Genomic DNA, 16749 nt, shown 5'->3' with positions numbered 1-16749 from the left:
CTAGGGTTTGTGGACAGTAGCCAAAAAAGGAGGTGTAGAATTCGTTTGAACGCCATGCTTCGACAAGCGCAGCATGACCACTTGGTGAATACCGCCCATTTCCTGGTTGAAACCGGCTGCCAGTTTACTTCACGCCAAAAAAGTACGACACCGACAGCTGCACGCCGCGGTTGTGCAGCTTGTCGTCGGAGTCGTCATCCTCGTACTTCGGGACGAGGTTGCCCAGGCCCAGTCCGTAGCCTAGCTGTGCCTGGAAGGGGCCTGCCTTGTAGCCTACCCCGGCATTAAGGCCTACATCAATCCGGCGGAACTCGGGCTCATCCCCATCCGTGCCTTTGCCCACGAACTTGATGTCTTCTTCCTCGGAGCCTGAGAAAGATTCTTCTACCTGCCCGTTGACGCTGACGGAGTAGCTACCTTCCGTCTTGTAGCTGCCCTTGAGGCCAATGCCGATGTAAGGGCCTGCAAACACCTGGAACCCGCCTTCCTCACCGCTGGTGTTGAACACCAGGTTTACTGGCACTTCAATGTAGTTTAGCCGGATGGTGGCCTCCTGCTTAACCTGCTGCCGGTACGTGTCCCCGCCCAGGGTGTAGGTTTCGTCGGAGGATTCATCAAACTTGGCGCCCTTCGAAGAAAACAGAATAGAAGGCTGCACCGACAGGTTGCCGAACTGCGCGTTCAGCGTGACGCCTGCCTGCGGCCCCACGATGTACTTCGCGTCGGGCGATTCACCATCGATGTCGAAACTGAGGGTGCTGGCATTGGCCCCAAGGCGCGGGCCCAGGGTTACCTGCGCCTGCGCTGCACCGGCTCCGCCCATCAGCAAACCGGCCACGACAATAGAGAAATGTGCTTTTTTACGCATGATAAAATAAGGTAGCTATACGCTGTAGCTTACTGGGCCACGGCGCGAAGGTAGAGTACTTCCCCAAACCTTCATTGCTTTATGTATAGGGATAGTTGTGTATACTGAGCATAACCGGACCCGCAGGAAGGATGTGCTGGCGCACAAACTCTGTTGCCCGACCAGTGCCCTGTCCTAGGCCGCGGTGCCCGGGCAAGCAACTGGTCGGGCACCGCGGCCTAGGACAGGGTGGCGAAAGCAACTGCTGCTTATTCCTTGGCCCGGCGTGTGGAATCGGGGCAGGCCAGGCATCTGTTTTTTATCAACTTGCCTGCCTGATTCGTTTTGCCCATATGCGCCCTTTCCTGCTAAGTCTACTGTTGCTGCTGATGTTTTCCGCTGGCTCTTCCCAAACTACCTCGCCCGGCAAGGGCAGTAGCCCGGCCGCTACCTGGAAGAAAATTGACCAGCTGCTGGCCCGCGACCAGACGGCCACCGCGGCCCGCCTGCTCGAGCCCCTGTATCAGCGGGCCCGCCAGCAGCAAACTACGCCGGAGTACTTGCGGGCCTTACTCTACAAGCTGCGTCTGCTGGGGGAGAGAGAGGAAGAGGCCAGCGAAAAAGCCATTGCGTTAGTGGAAGCCGACCTGAAAACGGCGCGTTTCCCGGCCCGACCCGTTCTGCACAGCCTGCTGGCCCAGCTCTACACCCAGTACTACGCCGAGCACCGCTACCAGCTCTACGACCGAACCACTACCGCTCCTGCAGGCGACGCCTCCGCGCCCACCGCCGACCTAAGCACCTGGGATGCTACCCGCCTCGGCAGCGCCATAGTCAGCCAGTACCGCGCCTCCCTGGCCGAGGAGCCCGGCCGCCAGCAGCAGCTTCAGCTCTCGGCCCTCGGGTACGCCGTGTGGCGCAGGGATGCCGAGGGCCTGGCCCGCCGCCCCACCCTTTTCGATTTGCTGGCGCACCGGGCCGTGGCGGGCCTACGCAACGAAGAGTACTACCTCACCCAGCCCGCCCAACAGTTTGCCCTGCGAGATTCGGCCCTGTTTGGCCCGGCGGCCGGGTTTGCGCGCCTGCGTCTGGCAGCTCCTGCTGCTGACTCGCTGAGCGGGCAGCTTCATGCCTTGCAGGTATTGCAGCAGCTGACAGCTTTTCGGCTGCAGCAGGCCGGCAACCCCACAGCCCTGGCCGATGTGGAGCTGCTACGGCTAGAATTCGTGCGCCAGTACACCACCCTGCCTAACGCCGATGCCCGCTACCAGGCCGCCTTGGCGCGGGCGGCCGTTGCCTTCCAGAACCTGCCCGTAGCGGCCGAGTTTCTGGCGGCCCAGGCGCAGAGCCTGGCGGCCGCGCAGCCGGCCCGGGCCCGGGAGGTAGCCCTGGCCGCGGAAAAGCGCTACCCCCGCTCGCGAGGCGCCCGGCAGGCCCGCACCCTGCGCCAGCAGCTGGAAGCCCCAGAGCTGCACTTTACTACCGAGGACGTAGTGCTGCCTGCCCAGCCCTGGTTGCTGAAGCTGCACGTGCGTAACGCCCCGGTGCTGCACGCGGCAGCCTACCGCATTAGCACGGTGCAGCAGTTGCGGGAGCAGCAGCGCCCGGCAATGCAGGAAGCGCCGGTTGCGAAACGCTACGCGCGGGTTCTGGCTGCCCAACCAGCGGCCACCTGGGCGCTGCCCGTGCCCGGGCCCGCCGACTATACCTTGCGTACTGTGCAGCACGCCGGCCCTGCTCTGCCCGTGGGCCGCTACCTTATTGTGCTGAGCACTATGGCAGGGAAAGCCGCCCAGCCGCGCCCGGGTGCGACTACCGCTTACGCCGAGCTGAGCGTGAGTGAGCTAAGCTACCTGCAGCGCAGCAGCGCGGATGGGGGAGGAGCCGAGTTGCTGGTGCTCCACCGGCAAAGCGGAGCCCCGCTACCTGGTGTGCAGGTGCTGCCGCTGGTGCAGTACTTTAATCAGGGCCGTAACGAGCAGCTAACGCGGCGCGGCGCTACCCAAACCACTACCGCCGCCGGCCAGGTGCAGGTGCCGCTGGGGCTGACTACCGGCGAAAACACCCGGCTGACCGCCGTGCTGCTCACCCGGGGCTCCGATTCTCTGCTGACAACCAGCGCCACTTATTACTCGCCCCGCCGGCAGCCGGAGGTAGAGCAGCCGCAGCGCCGAACGTTTCTTTACACCGACCGGGCTATTTATCGCCCTGGCCAAACACTGTATTTTAAGGGCATTCTAACGGAAACCAGCGCCGGCAAATCCCAGCTCCTGACCCGGCAGCCGGTGTCGGTGCGCGTGCTGGACGTTAACGGCCAGACCTTGCAGACGCTCCCGTTTACTTCTTCTGAGTTTGGCTCTTTTCACGGGTCGGTAGTGCTGCCTACGGGGCTGCTCAACGGGCAGATGAGCCTGCAAACGGATAATGGCAGTATCAGCTTCGGGGTGGAGGACTATAAGCGGCCCACGTTTCAGGTAACATTGGCACCGGTGGCCGGTACGCCCGTGCTGGGGCAGCAGGTAGTAGTGCACGGCACAGCCACCGCCTACGCCGGTCAGCCCGTTGATGGCGCCACCGTGCAGTACCGGGTGGTGCGCCGCACGTTTTGGCCCCTCCTGTTTGGGCGCGGCCCCGCGGGGTACCCGCCCGGGGGCCGCGCGGAAGTGGAAGTTCTCAGCGGCACCGCGCAAACCGATTCGGCTGGCGGCTTCGCCCTAACCTTTATGGCCCAGGGGGAAGACAAAGGTTCTCAGCCGCGCGGGCCCTGGGCTCCGGGCTACGTGTTTGCCGTAACTGCCGATGTAACCAATGCCGCTGGCGAAACCCGCACTGGTGAGCAGCGCCTGAGCCTGGGCCCCGTTGCCCTTACCCTGCGTCTTGAGCTGCCGGATCTGCTGAACCGGGAGCAGCTGCCGGCGCTTCGGCTGCTGAGCACCAGCTCTACCAATGAAGCCCGACCGGCTCGCGGCCAGGTGCGCCTCTACCGCCTGACGCCGCCCGGCCCTGTGCTGCGGCCCCGCCTTTGGGAGCAGCCGGAGCGCGAAGCCCTGAGCCGGGAGGAGTTCAAGCGGCGCTTCCCGCTGGATGCCTACGGGGCCGAAGACCAGGATAGCACGTGGGCCCGCACCCTGGTGCTTACCCAGGAGTTCGACACCGAAAAAAGCCCCGTGCTGAGTGGCGTGGCGGCGCAGCTGCCCCAGCAGCCGCCTGGTCGGTACGTGCTGGAGGCCACGGCCCCTACCCCAGCCGGCGGCCCGCCCGCCCGCACCGCACAAGCCTTCACCCTGTACTCTGCCACGGCCACCACGCTGCCCATCCCAACCCCCGACTGGTTTGTAAGCCTGCAGGACAGCGCAGCACCCGGGCAGGTGGCCCGCTTCTTGGTGGGTAGCGCTCAGCCTGGGGCCCGGGTACTGCTGCAAGCCGAGGCCAAGGGCAAGACCCTGCGCCAGGAGTGGCTTACACTGGCGCCCAATGAGCAGCGCCTCGTAGAAGTACCCGTGGCGGCAGCTCTGGAGGGTAGTCAGTTGCACGTGCACCTCACGCAGGTACGCGACAACCGCCTCTACTCGCACTCCGCTACCGTGCAAGTGGCTACCCCGCCAGCCCCCCTTACCCTAAGCATTGCCACTTTCCGCGACAAGCTGCAGCCCGGCCAGCGGGAAACCTGGCGCCTCACCATCCGGCAAGCCGATGGCAAACCCGCCGCGGCCGAGCTGCTGGCCACCCTCTACGACAAGTCGCTGGATGCCTTTCAGGCGCACAATCTGGAGGGCTTGCAGTTCTGGCCCGCGCACTACCCCGCCGGCCTGGCCTGGCAAGGCCGCTTCGATACGGCCGAGTCCACGGAGTTGTTCGGCCCGGCCGCGTACCCGGAAGAAAATCCGATACTGTATCCCCATCTGGCTTGGTGGGGCTTCTCCTTGGGCGACGAAGAAAGTAGCAACGACTACCTGCTGCTGCCTAACAAGATTTCCACCCGATTCCCGCCGCCCGTCGTTAAGCAGGATGCAGAAGTTGCTCCGGCAAGAGCCTTACCCGGTAAGGTAGCCGGCGTGCAGGTACGGCTTCGTGGCATGCGCTCCAATGCCGCGCCGCTAGCCGAAATGGGTACCGGAGCCATGATGAGTGATGCCGCCGCGGCTCCGCCTGCCGAGGAAAGCGGGAGTGCCGGCCCTAACCTCACGGCCGTGCCTACCCGTCAGGATTTCCGCGAAACAGCTTTTTGGATGCCCGCGTTGCGCACTAACGCCGAGGGTGAAACCGTGCTGGAGTTCCTGTTGCCCGAGGCCGTGACGCGCTGGCAGCTGCTGGCCCTCGCTCACGATCAGCAACTTCACTCCGGCTTGCTCCGCCGGGAGCTGGTCACGCAGAAGCAGCTGCAGGTTACGCTGAATGCTCCGCGCTTTTTCCGGGAAGGCGACCAGCTGCGCCTGAGTGCCCAGCTGAGCAACCTCACCGCCGAGCCCCTGCAAGGTACCGCCCAGCTTTTCCTGCTCGATGCCCGTACCCAGCAGCCGTTAGCCAGTCAACTGGTTCGCAGCCCTGCCCAATTGTCCTTCGAGCTGCCAGCCAGCCAGAGCCGCGCCCTAAGCTGGGAGTTGACTATTCCGGAAACCGCCGTTGGACAGGTGCCGCTAGAAGCCCTGACCTACCGGGTAGTAGCCTCGGCCGAGTTGGCAGTTGCCGGTTCGCGGTTGTCAGGAGAGAAAAAGAGAGCCCAGCGGCAACAGCGCCGTCAGCATAAACCGGCAACCGGCAGCTCGCCCATGGTCACTGTGCAGGACGGGGAGGAAAACACGCTGCCGGTGCTACCCAACCAGGTGCTGATGACCGAAAGCCTGCCCCTGTCCCTGGTAGGGCCGGCTACCCGGGAGTTCGAGCTGAAAAGCCTGACCAGCACTACCTCGCCCACGCGCCGCAATTACTCACTTACGCTGGAAATGAGCCCGAACCCCGCGTGGTACGCCGTGCAGGCCCTGCCCTACCTTATGGAGTACCCGCATGAGTCGGCTGAGCAAGTGTTCAGTCGCCTGTACGCCAATCTGCTGGCCGCCAAAATCCTGCAAAGCACCCCGCCGCTGAAAGCTACGCTGGCGGAATGGAAGCGCGCCGCTGCTGCCGGCGACCACGCCGCCCTGACCAGCAAGCTGGAGCAGCAACCGGCACTAAAGGCCCTGCTGCTCCAGGAAACCCCCTGGGTGCGCGAGGCGCAGTCGGAAACGGAGCGTATGCGCCGCCTCGCGGAGCTGTTTGATGAGCCCCGCCTGCAGGCCGAGACCACCCGTGCCCTGGCGCAACTGGCCCGGCTGCAGCACCCTAACGGCGCTTTCCCCTGGTTTGAGCAGATGCCCGATGACCGGTACATTACCCAGTTGATAGTTGCCGGCTTTGGCAAGCTGCAGAGGCTCGGAGCCCTTGGGGCGGCTACCTCCCCCCAGGCGCAGGAAGTTTTGCGCCGCGCCCTGGCCTACCTCGATGCCCGCCTGGCCGCCGACTACGCCCGCCTGCGCCAGCAGCCCGGTCTCAACCTAAAGCAGCAGCGGCCGTCCGATGTACAGGTGCAGGCTTTGTACGCCCGCAGCTTCTGGCCCGCAGAGCCCATAGCCAAGACCGCGCAGCCTGCCCTGGCCTTCTACCAGCAGCAGGCGGCCGCGTACTGGCCGGAGCAGACCCGTTACCTGCAGGCCCAGCTGGCACTGGCGCTGCACCGACAGCAAACCCAGCCGGCCACCGTGCAGGCCATCTTCACCGCCCTCCGCGAAAACGCCCTGCACAGCCCCGAGTTGGGCATGTACTGGAAGGAAGTGCGCGGAGGCTACTACTGGCGGCAGGCCCCCACCGAAACCCAGGCCACCCTCATCGAAGCCTTCGACGAAGTGCAGCACGACCAACGTGCTGTGGACGAAATGAAGCTCTGGCTGCTTCAGCAGAAGCACGTCCAGAACTGGGAAAGCACCCGCGCTACCGCCGACGCCTGCTACGCCCTACTGCTGCGCGGTACCAACTGGCTGGTGCCAGCCCACCCCTTGCAGGTGCGCGTTGGCGGAAACCTGGTGTTCCCCTCGGGCCAACAGGCCGGTACGGGTTACTTCTCCACCACGTTTCCAGCCGCCGAAATAAGTTCTGCCCAAGGTAAGGTAACCGTTCAGAAGCCCGACGCCGGGGTAGCCTGGGGGGCGCTGTACTGGCAATATTTCGAGCAACCGGAGAAGCTGCAGGCAGCCGCGGCGGGCCTGCAGCTGGCGCGCCAGTTCTACCGCGAAGAACGCACCGCCACTGGCCCTGTGTTGCAGCCGCTCACCACGGCCGCACCCCTGCGGGTAGGCGACGTGCTGGTGGTGCGCTTGGTACTGCGCGCCGACCAGGACCTGGAATACGTGCACCTCAAGGACCAGCGGGCGGCGGGGCTGGAACCCATTGGCCAGACATCAGGCTACCGCTACCAGGGCGGGCTGGGCTACTACGAGAGCTCCCGCGATGCGGCCACCAACTTCTTTATCGGGTCTCTGCCCAAAGGCACCCATACGTTCGAATACCGGCTGCGTGCGGCGCAAAGCGGCAATTTCTCGGGCGGCCTCTCGCAGCTCCAGTGTCTCTACGCGCCAGAGTTTGCTGCGCACTCCACGGGCAGCCGACTGCGCATACTTCCGCCGCAGTAATGGAGCAAATTGGTGTTTTTCGGCGGGGAATATGCACTATTAACGCATAGTGCTAGGCTACGCGCCGCCCTGCGTTGCGACTCCCTGCCTGTGGTTGTACCTTTGCGGCTCGTTTGTTTTTCAGGAAGGATGAAGTTGATGCGTAAACTAGGTTTAATTGCCGCCGTGCTGCTGCTAAGCAGCACCTCGGCCTGGGCTCAGGGAGACAAAAAAACGAAAGCAGCCACCACAACCCCCACGCATCTGCCAGGGGAGGAAAAACTATCGGCACAGGAGCGCGCCGAGCGCGATTTTCTAATGCCCATACGCCGGAAGCAGGCAGCTACCCTGCGTGCGGCAGCCGAAGAAACTGCGGTCAATCAGCCGGCGGTGGAAGTGACAGCCCGCAACCTCGAAGCCACGGAGGAAGATAAGCCCGCCGAAGCCACAGAAGCCAAAGCGGCTCCCGCCGCCGTGCACCATACCAGCAGCGCCCGGCACTCCTCCAGTTCCCACCGCCGCGCCAGCAGCCACCGCACCGGCTCCTCAGCGCGCCGGAAAACAACGGCGAAGAAATCAGCCACCAAAAAGAAAGTTACCAGCCGCCGTCGGCGCTAAGCATTCTGCGCAGGTACAAAACGCCAAGAGCCGCTCCAAGTATCATTGGAGCGGCTCTTGGCGTTTTGCTGGCAGGTCGGCGGTAAGCGGCCGTTTGCAGCCCCGGGTGGGTTAGGCGTCCTGGGGCATCAGGCGCACTACCAGCCCATCAATGCGGGGCGTAATCCGGATCTGGCAGGAAAGGCGGCTGCCCTGGGTCATCACGGGCAGGCTTTCCAACATGGCCAGCTCGTCGTCACCGGGCTCGGGCAGTTCCGGGCCTGCCAGCACCTCTACGTGGCAGGTGCCGCACAGGGCCATGCCGCCGCAGGTGGCCTGAATGTCGTAGCCATCAGCTTTCAGAATCTCCATCAGGCTCAGGCCCATATCGGTGGGGGCTACTACCTCCCGGCGCTGGCCTGGGGTTTCCTCCACGTATACGCGTACTTCGTCGGTCATAAATATTACTGGTGAGATAGTGAGAGGTAGTGAACGAGTGAGTTGGATGTGTGGCGGCCCGGCTTGCGCTGCCCGGGTTATGCCCACTCATAAAACTCACCCGTTCACCCGTTCACTTACAAAGTGGGTACCCCGTTGACGGTAGTGTACTTGAGCACGTATTTTTTGTCGGGGTTGATGTATTTGAAGGCCCCCTGGCACATGAGAGCTGCCTCGTGGAAGCCGCACAAAATTAGCTTGAGCTTGCCAGGGTAGGTGTTGATGTCGCCGATGGCGTAGATGCCAGGCTCAGAAGTGGAGTAGTCTACCGTGTTTACTTTCACGGCATCATCTTCCAGCGCCAGCCCCCACTCGCCGATGGGGCCGAGCTTGGGCGTAAGGCCGAAGAGAGGAATAAAGGAGTCCGCCTCCACCTGCTCAGCGACGCCATCGTTGGCCGTGATGGTTACGGCGTTCAGGCGTCCGTTGCCGTGTACGTGGGTGACGTTACTACTCAGCACCAGCTTCACTTTACCAGCCTCGTGCAGGTTTTTCACTTTCTCGGCTGAATCGGCGGCTCCACGGAAGGTAGTGCCGCGGTGCACCAAGGTTACTTCTTTGGCCACATCGGCCAGGAAAATAGTCCAGTCCAGGGCCGAGTCGCCGCCGCCGGCAATAACCAGGCGCTGGTTGCGGAAGGTTTCCGGGTCGCGCACCATGTAGTATACGCCCTTGCCGCCTTCAAAGTCAGTTAAGCTGTCAATAGCGGGTTTGCGCGGCTCAAACGAGCCTAGTCCCCCGGCAATGGCAATGGCTTTGCACAGAATTTCGGTGCCATCGGCCGTCGTGACCCGAAACGAGCCATCTTCCAGCTTCTGGTAGCCTTCTACCCGTTCGCCCAGCGTAAAGGTGGGGTGGAAGGGCTCAATCTGCCGCATCAGGTTCTGCACCAGGTCGCCGGCCAGCACTTCCGGAAACCCCGGGATGTCGTAAATGGGCTTCTTGGGATAAATCTCCGAGAGCTGTCCGCCCACCTGGGGTAGGGCGTCCACTACGTGGCAGCGCAGCTTCAGCAGGCCGGCTTCGAATACGGCAAACAGCCCCACCGGGCCGGCGCCAATTATGCAGATATCAGTGGAAATGGAGCTCATTAGCAAAAAATGAGAAGACAAAACAGGGCGCGCGCAGCACTGGTGTATACCCAGCGGGCCTGCCAAAACGGTGGCAGCACCTTCTCGTGCGGGCGCAAAGATAGGCACAGCACGCTAGCAAGCCCAGCCTGCACCTGCTCTCGGTGGACTACGCTGGCTGCGCCAGGCTGTGGCCTAGCAGAAAGTACTCGGCCTCTGCCCGGTTGGTAAACCGGTGCACTGGCAGCGCCGACCGCTCGCTGAGCAACCGGCTCAGGGCCTGCATGGTCAGGGAAGGAGGATGCACTTCGGCCAGCAGCGCCAGACCGGCAGCGTTCAGCAGCTCGCGCAGTTGCACGTACAGCGGCACCAGCCGCACGTTGGGACCCAGCGTGTGCGATACGTCGCAGAGCATGGTGAAGCCAGGTTGCAGACGCGCCAAAACCCGGTGCCAGTCAGCCAGGAAATAGGGCATGTCCTGAGCCAGCGTTTGCTCTTCCCGGCGCTCGTACACAACGTGGTTTTGTAATGTATCCAGATAAATTCGGTATTCAGGCCGATAGGCGACGAGTTGCATACAGGTGTGAATAGTAGAAAACAAGAGCGTGGCCTGTAAACGCGTATTCCCGTAAAAAAATCCCTTGGTGAGACAATAACTCATCTACTTTTCTCTACCTGGGAAAAGCCAGGCCACTCTCTGCTGTAAGCGCCCCACTATGGTATATGCACATGGAGTTATCGGCTGGTTACGGCCGCCTTGTGCCAGCCAGCAAGACGCAGGGCGCTTCGGGCGACTCTGGGGCGGCTGAGGCTGATTAGTTGAAAGTCTTACCAGTCTCTTTGCTTGTCGTTGCCTGAACCTGAAGAGGTAGAGGACCTTTGTAGCAGACCCCGGGTTAGACTAAGCTTCTGCCACGCTCAGAACGTAGCTTCCGGACGAGGTAGAGATACTTGTATATGCACCCGGCGGGTACGTGCTTGTAGGTCAGAAGTGTTGTTTGTGTCTGCTTCCTACAGGCTCCTTAACCAACGCACTGCAAACCCCGGCCGACACCAAGCGTAGCCCGGCTGACTAGTTCACTGGCACCGCCTGGGTAACCATGGTTGTGAGCGACACCTCTACCAACTGTACCGTCGGCGACGTAACCTTCGAGCCAGGGGCTCGCAACAAGTGGCACTCGCACCCGGCCGGGCAGATTTTGATGGTAACGGCCGGGGTAGGCTACTACCAGGAAAAAGGCCAGCCCACCCGGCTGCGGCGCAAGGGTGAGGTGGGCAAGGCCCACCCCGGCGCGTGGAGCACTGGCACGGGGCTTCGCCCGGGCAAGGCATGAGGCACATTGCCCTCCGCGTCTACACCGAAAAGGGGGTGGTAACCGGGCTACTCTACCACCATAGTGGTGCGTGAAGAATGTGTAGTGCGCGTGTCCGAGAAGCTCAACCTGGCGGCTGTAGCACCGCTACTCTGCGTCGGCATCACTATCTATTTGCCCCTGAAATACTGGGGTGTGGGCCAAGGGCATGGACTGGCGGTGGTTGGTCTCGGCGGTTTGGGTTACATGGGCGTGAAGTGGGGTGTCGCCTTTGTTTGACTGCTGCGTATGGTAAGAAGTGAGCGGCCCTACCTGCCATAGACTGTTATTTGTTTCCGTCTTATTACGTCTTACCAAACCGCCAAGCAAACCCGTGCCCCCTTCCTCGCCTGATTATTCTACCTCTCGGGTAGCGCTTTCCCGCGCTTCCCTGGCAGTAGCTGCCTGCTCCACCATCATTGAGTGGTACGACTTCACGCTCTGTCTTTACTTTGCTACCGTCCTCTCGCGGGTATTTTTTGGTCCGGGCGCCGCCTCGCTGCTCACGGCCCTGGGCGGGTTTGCCGTGTCCTACCTGATGCGGCCCCTGGGGGCCCTGTTCTTCGGACATATTGGCGACCGGTACGGCCGGCGGCAGATGATGCTGTTGTCTATGGCCCTGATGACGGGAGCCATGCTGGCTACGGCGCTGCTGCCCACCCACGCCCAGCTTGGCGCCTGGGCTGGCGGGCTGTTGCTGTTGCTGCGCTGCCTGATGGCCTTTTCGGTAGGAGGCGAGTACACCGGCGTGGTAGCCTACCTGCTGGAAGGGGCCCGCCCGGACCGCCGCGGCCTGGTTACTTCCCTGGCCGCTGCCGCCAGTGAGGTAGGGGCCCTGCTGGCCGTGGGCGTATGCGCTCTGCTCCTGTACGGGTTGCCGGCCGCCAGCGTCGACGCCTGGGGGTGGCGCCTGCCCTTTCTACTGGGCGCGGCTCTGGCCGGCGGTGTGTGGTTGGCCCGCTCCACCATGCAGGAGTCTCCCGACTTTGAGCGGCAGCAGGAGGCGGGCACGGTTCCTGTCTCCCCGCTGCGCTATACCCTACGCCACCACCGGGCTGCTATTCTGCGCACGTTCTGCATCTCAGCCTTGGGCTCCATTACGTATTACGTTGGCATTACCTACGTGCCGACCTTCTTGGCCACTACCGGCCAGCGCGGGGAAAGCGAGGCCCTAGGGCTCTCGACAATTGCTGCTGTAGTCGTCATCTTGGTCACGCCCGTTGTTGGAGTGCTCTCCGACTGGCTGGGCCGTAAGCCCGTACTGGTCGGGCTGGCTGGGGCCAGCGCTCTGCTGCCTATCACGCTGTTCGCACTCATGCGCGGAGGCAGTATCCAGCAGGCCGTTGTCGGTGCGGTGGTGCTGGCCGCAGTGGCTGGGGGCGTTAGTGCCGTTGGGGCGGCCGCCACGGCCGAGCAATTCCCCGGTGAGGGTCGGTTGAGCGGGCTGGCTCTGGGGGCTACGGCTGCCACCGCTGTGTTCGGGGGGCTCACGCCGTTTGCAGCCGAGCTGCTCATCACCCGCACCGGCTGGCCGCTCGTGCCCGGCGCTATGATTGCCCTGGTTGCGCTGCTGGTGCTGCCGGTACTGCTCACCATGCCCGAAACCGCCTTCCTGTCCGGAGGACAGGCCGAAAAAGAAAACGGCCTCTAGCAGAGTGCTAGAGGCCGTTTCTGTGGTCACGTAGGGACTGCGGTAATTGCACTCGTATTCTTCTAAATGCGTCGTTTTGCTGCTTATGGTGCTCTTTTGGCGTTTCGCTGTTTAGTTTTCGATGCACGATGTTGAACGAAAATGATATCGATGTTTTACCTCTTTGTTTTACCTGACCGTTCGGCGTCGTAACTTTGATGAGGAAGTCGTGACCCCAACTACATGGCAAGTGTGAAGGTTCTCCTTAAAGAGGAGAAGATCAATAAGGCCGGCGAAGCGCCCGTGTACCTGCGCATCATCAAGGACCGAAAGCCCAAGTACATCTCCATTGGTGTGCGCGTGAAACCGCAGGACTGGGACGCCGACGCAGGCCGCGTCAGAAAGCATCCGAACAAGAGCCGGGTCAACGCCTTTATTGCCACGAAGGTCGCCGAAGCGGAGGGGGTAGCACTGGATTTGCAACGAGAGTCGAAATTTGTCTCCCCTGTGCAGATCAAGAAAGCCATCATGGGGCAGTCGTCGGAGAGCTTTCTAAAGTACTTCGCACAGTACTTGCACACCTTAGAGAAGCACGGTAAGATCAGTACGCTGAGCAAAGCCACGGCTGTGTACTCCAAGCTTAAGATCTTTCTCGGCGCAAGCGACCTGCTTTTCGACGAGGTTACGGTCAGTTTCTTGAAGCAGTACGAAACGTATTTGCGGGACAAATTGGGTAACTCGGTCAACACCATTCACTCCAACCTCAAGATCTTCCGCAAGCTCTTCAATAACGCCATGTCGGAAGACTTGGTGTCGCCTGAGCGTGACCCGTTTCGGAAGTTCAAACTCAAGTTGGAGAAGACCACCAAATCCTACCTTACTGAAGATGAACTGATGTTGCTGGAGGCTGTGCCGTTGAAAGAAGGTACCAAGTTGTGGCACCACCGCAACCTATTCGTTTTCGCCACCTACGCGGGCGGGCTACGCATTTCCGACCTGCTGCAACTCAAGTGGGAACACTTTTCAGGCACGCACATCCGTCTGACGATGCACAAGACGGGTGATGCAGTATCGGTAATGCTGCCGAATCGGGCACTCGAACTCTTGGCGCATTATCGCGGAGCTAGTAACAAGTCCTCCGCGTATATCTTTCCGTTTTTCCGCGCCGATGTTGACTACTCTGACCCGCAGAGGTTGTACCGGTCCATTTCGTCGGCTACAGCCTACGCCAACAAAAATCTGAAGATGATTGCAACGCGGGCCGGGCTAGAGAAATCGATCAGCTTCCACAGTTCACGACATACCTTCGCTACCCGAGCGCTGACGAAAGGCATACCAATTGAGCTGGTGTCGAAGCTCATGGGTCATGCATCCATCAACACGACGCAGATCTACGCCAAAATCGTTAACGAGAAGCTCGACCAGGCAATGGAGCTGTTCAATTGAACATCATGAACAAACGGACATTGGCTCTGGAGTACTTCATTCGGCTGATTGAGCACCACGAGCTTGTAAACAGACGGGAAGCGTTTCACCGAACGTATAGTAAACCCAACATCCCGCCAAAGAACCCTTTCAGTCAGGAACACAGACTCGTCGTACATAAATACGACGCCGAACGTGAGATAGCAGTGTATGAGCACAAGGGCTTCGGCAGTCCCGAAGGCCGATACGAGTCGGAATTCGGTCGAGAAATCTGCGATGAAGTAGCGGATGAGTTGCTGGCTGTGAAAGCCCTAGTGCTCGAACAGCTGAGTTCAAGTGAGCAACTTAAGCGAGATGTGTTCTACAGTCATGTAATGACGGACATCGAGAGGCTGACCAGCGTATTAGCCGAAGAGGAAGTGTTTGCTCGGTATTCGTGCATTGCCGCCGCTCTGCTGGAAATTAAGGACTTGGTTCTTCGCTGCGCTCCGCAGCAGACCGAGAAGGGCTCTGATGACAAACCCATACCTGCTGAGACGCAAGCAACCGGGTTCCACTACAGGTGTTTCAAGGAAGGTAGTTTGCAAGAGGACAAGTCACTTACGCGCAGCCACCTGGGCAACTTGTTCTACGGACTGCGAGACACGCTTGAGCTCATCGAGCCGACGACCCCGTTGGCGGACTTCAGAGCAATATTTTCCGGAAAGCCAGTCAAAAAGCGCGTCGTGTGGATGGGTAGCATCAACCAACTCTGGCACTTCGTCAATTCTATTGAACCTAAATTGACCCCACCAGGTCACAAAAAGCTGACCGGGAAGTGGGTTAAGGCAGCTGCGTGCTTCACAAAGAGTGATGGCGAAGACATCGCACCTCAACAGCTCCAATATCCAGGAGTCAAGGCGACAGGTGTACATATGGGGCGCGAAATTCAAGAAGTCGCGACCCTACTCAAGTAACCGACATGTAAAGTGTTCCGGTGGTTGCGCTGCTGGCTTGGTACGCGACTTAAAGAGGAAGTAGAATTTGCTGCAAGTGTTGAGGAAGTAAAAGACACGAAAAGCCCGCACAGGTGATTGTGCGGGCTTCTTTTTTGGCGCGGTATTTCAAGTCCATTTAAGGTGCATTTCAGGTGGGCGCACTCGGCGTTTTGTAGAGGTGATCTGCACTGTTACTTCGCAGTACCAAACCAAAATACCACCCGCACCCTACATGCAACTCATCGCAATACAGACCGAAGCTTACGACCAGCTTCAACAGAACACGTTCGCCTACATGAGGAAACTCATGGAGGAAGAACGCAAGAAGCCCTTCATCGAATGGTTGGACAATAACGAAGCTGCCGAATTACTCAAGGTCACCAAGCGGACCTTGCAAAATTGGCGCGACGAAGGGCTGATCGGGTTCAGCCAAATGGGTAGCAAGATCTACTACAACCGTGAGGAAATCGACCGCATGCTCCTCAGGCACCACAACAAGCCGTTTCGGGCAGCTGCGTAAAGAGGTGTACGATAACCTGCATCTGACCTTTCACCTCCCCGAACCTGCAGACGAATTTGTAGCTGCTTTGGCTCAGTCGCCAGCTTTTGCTGGTTTCGACGGTCAGACCGATAGTCGGGGCCGCGTTCGGGTTCAATACCGTGGAATGCGCATTGAGTACGTGCCCGGCGAGTGCAAGGGACGGGTTCGAGGCTCTCTTCACACTTTCACACAAGGCTCAAACGTCGGCATGTTTAGCGCGGCTGAAGCAGCCCAAGCCGCCAAGGGTTTGGCTGCTTCTCTCGGGCTACCTCCTGAGATGTTTATAGTGCGCAAACTCGAAGCCGGCGTGAATCTCGTTGTGCCTTCTTCGCCGCGTTCGTTCCTGGAAACCTTAAGTCACCACAAGAAAAGCCCCATCCTTCCAATCTCTCCCCCTGCCGGGCGTCTTCGTCCGTTGGAGTACCAAGCGGTGCACTTGAATTACCGGCTCAAGTACTACGACAAGGGTGAGTACGCCCGCCGTCAAGGTGTTCCGTTGCCAATGGATTGCAGCCACCTATTGAGATTCGAGGTGGTATTCACCCGCGCCCGTAACCTGAACAAGCTTACCGGCCGCACCAACGTTACTCTTCAGGACCTATCAGCACCCGATGTACTCAGAATGGTCGCCACGCACGTGCTTGAACAATGGAAGCAAACGGTTCGCCGGACTCCTCCTGATTATTCAGGCCTACCCATAGCGCATGCGGCCCTGCTGTACGCTGGTGCTGACTTGAGTTGGTGGGAGAGCGTGCGGCCTCACACTCCAAAGTCTACTTTCAAGCGTTATCAGGCACAGTACCGTCAGCTTCAGGAGCGGACTAAACAGGTCGAAGGTCCTCACCCCTACGACATCTTGCTGGCCGAACATATGCGGGAGCTGTGTCCAGACGAGGTGCCGCTAATGAAGGTGAGTCCCAAAATTGGTACCATTCTCCACACATGTAATCAGTTGGAAATTGGGGTGAGTGGTAGTCGAGAGAACAGGGAAGTAGAACAGGTTGTCGACGACATCGAAAGGGTACTCGCGGCAGCTTGAGTACTACGCGTATATCTGTGAGCTGCTGAAACGTGCCACCTCGACCTCATGGGACAGTAAGCCTGGTCGAGCGTCGACTCTTTAACGACGTAGTTACACGCGTCACCCTTGTCGGGGTAGATGAGTGTGACG

12 protein-coding genes are annotated in these 16749 nt (G+C 60.5%); 8 read left to right on the top strand and 4 right to left on the bottom strand.

The features are described from left to right. Positions 1–124 precede the first annotated feature (124 nt). Positions 125–868 (bottom strand): porin family protein, encoded by a 744-nt coding sequence (locus tag K3G63_RS11270; RefSeq protein ID WP_220614230.1) that lies wholly within the window; start codon positions 866–868, stop codon positions 125–127. A 332-nt stretch (positions 869–1200) separates the two neighbouring features. Here K3G63_RS11270 and K3G63_RS11265 point away from each other — a divergent pair, with 332 nt between their 5' ends. Both K3G63_RS11265 and K3G63_RS11260 read left to right on the top strand, forming a co-directional pair. After that, positions 1201–7509, top strand: coding sequence for an MG2 domain-containing protein (locus tag K3G63_RS11265; protein ID WP_220614229.1), 6309 nt, complete (start codon positions 1201–1203; stop codon positions 7507–7509). A gap of 138 nt (positions 7510–7647) precedes the next feature. After that, on the top strand, positions 7648–8106 hold the full coding sequence (locus K3G63_RS11260; protein ID WP_220614228.1) for a hypothetical protein: 459 nt from the start codon (positions 7648–7650) through the stop codon (positions 8104–8106). A gap of 111 nt (positions 8107–8217) precedes the next feature. Here K3G63_RS11260 and K3G63_RS11255 read toward each other — a convergent pair whose 3' ends face one another. The 3 genes from K3G63_RS11255 to K3G63_RS11245 all read right to left on the bottom strand — a co-directional run bounded on the left by K3G63_RS11255 (position 8218) and on the right by K3G63_RS11245 (position 10230). Beyond that, positions 8218–8544, bottom strand: a complete 327-nt coding sequence (locus K3G63_RS11255; protein ID WP_220614227.1) for a 2Fe-2S iron-sulfur cluster-binding protein — start codon at positions 8542–8544, stop codon at positions 8218–8220. Between the two features lie 116 nt (positions 8545–8660). Beyond that, a complete protein-coding gene (locus K3G63_RS11250) occupies positions 8661–9674 on the bottom strand; it encodes an NAD(P)/FAD-dependent oxidoreductase (RefSeq protein WP_220614226.1) in 1014 nt (337 codons plus the stop codon). Positions 9675–9822: 148 nt separating this feature from the next. After that, positions 9823–10230, bottom strand: a complete 408-nt coding sequence (locus K3G63_RS11245) for a hypothetical protein (RefSeq protein WP_220614225.1) — start codon at positions 10228–10230, stop codon at positions 9823–9825. Positions 10231–10759: 529 nt separating this feature from the next. Here K3G63_RS11245 and K3G63_RS11240 point away from each other — a divergent pair. The 6 genes from K3G63_RS11240 (at position 10760) to K3G63_RS11215 (ending at position 16617) form a co-directional block, all read left to right on the top strand. After that, positions 10760–10987 (top strand): cupin domain-containing protein, encoded by a 228-nt coding sequence (locus K3G63_RS11240; protein WP_220614224.1) that lies wholly within the window; start codon positions 10760–10762, stop codon positions 10985–10987. A 352-nt stretch (positions 10988–11339) separates the two neighbouring features. Then, the gene (locus K3G63_RS11235) at positions 11340–12656 is read left to right on the top strand and encodes an MFS transporter (protein ID WP_220614223.1); all 1317 of its coding nucleotides are present in this window, start codon (positions 11340–11342) and stop codon (positions 12654–12656) included. 231 nt (positions 12657–12887) lie between these two features. Beyond that, positions 12888–14081 carry a site-specific integrase gene (locus K3G63_RS11230; RefSeq protein ID WP_220614222.1) on the top strand — a complete coding sequence of 398 codons (1194 nt, stop codon included), beginning with the start codon at positions 12888–12890 and terminating at the stop codon, positions 14079–14081. A 5-nt stretch (positions 14082–14086) separates the two neighbouring features. Next, positions 14087–15016: a hypothetical protein gene (locus K3G63_RS11225; protein ID WP_220614221.1), complete on the top strand. Its 930-nt coding sequence runs from the start codon at positions 14087–14089 to the stop codon at positions 15014–15016. A gap of 253 nt (positions 15017–15269) precedes the next feature. Continuing rightward, positions 15270–15557 (top strand): helix-turn-helix domain-containing protein, encoded by a 288-nt coding sequence (locus tag K3G63_RS11220; RefSeq protein WP_220614220.1) that lies wholly within the window; start codon positions 15270–15272, stop codon positions 15555–15557. 4 nt (positions 15558–15561) lie between these two features. Further along, positions 15562–16617 (top strand): hypothetical protein, encoded by a 1056-nt coding sequence (locus K3G63_RS11215; protein WP_220614219.1) that lies wholly within the window; start codon positions 15562–15564, stop codon positions 16615–16617. The last annotated feature ends 132 nt before the right edge of the window (positions 16618–16749 follow it).

Source organism: Hymenobacter sp. HSC-4F20, assembly GCF_019599275.1.
GTDB lineage: Bacteria > Bacteroidota > Bacteroidia > Cytophagales > Hymenobacteraceae > Hymenobacter.
This window is presented reverse-complemented; position numbering and strand designations above follow the sequence as displayed.

Bases quoted from the DNA above. Each gene is read 5' to 3' on its own strand.
- K3G63_RS11270 (WP_220614230.1), bottom strand. From the start codon at position 868: ATGCGTAAAAAAGCACATTTCTCTATTGTCGTGGCCGGTTTGCTGATG.
- K3G63_RS11250 (WP_220614226.1), bottom strand. From the start codon at position 9,674: ATGAGCTCCATTTCCACTGATATCTGCATAATTGGCGCCGGCCCGGTG.
- K3G63_RS11255 (WP_220614227.1), bottom strand. From the start codon at position 8,544: ATGACCGACGAAGTACGCGTATACGTGGAGGAAACCCCAGGCCAGCGC.
- K3G63_RS11260 (WP_220614228.1), top strand. From the start codon at position 7,648: ATGCGTAAACTAGGTTTAATTGCCGCCGTGCTGCTGCTAAGCAGCACC.
- K3G63_RS11245 (WP_220614225.1), bottom strand. From the start codon at position 10,230: ATGCAACTCGTCGCCTATCGGCCTGAATACCGAATTTATCTGGATACA.
- K3G63_RS11265 (WP_220614229.1), top strand. From the start codon at position 1,201: ATGCGCCCTTTCCTGCTAAGTCTACTGTTGCTGCTGATGTTTTCCGCT.
- K3G63_RS11225 (WP_220614221.1), top strand. From the start codon at position 14,087: ATGAACAAACGGACATTGGCTCTGGAGTACTTCATTCGGCTGATTGAG.
- K3G63_RS11220 (WP_220614220.1), top strand. From the start codon at position 15,270: ATGCAACTCATCGCAATACAGACCGAAGCTTACGACCAGCTTCAACAG.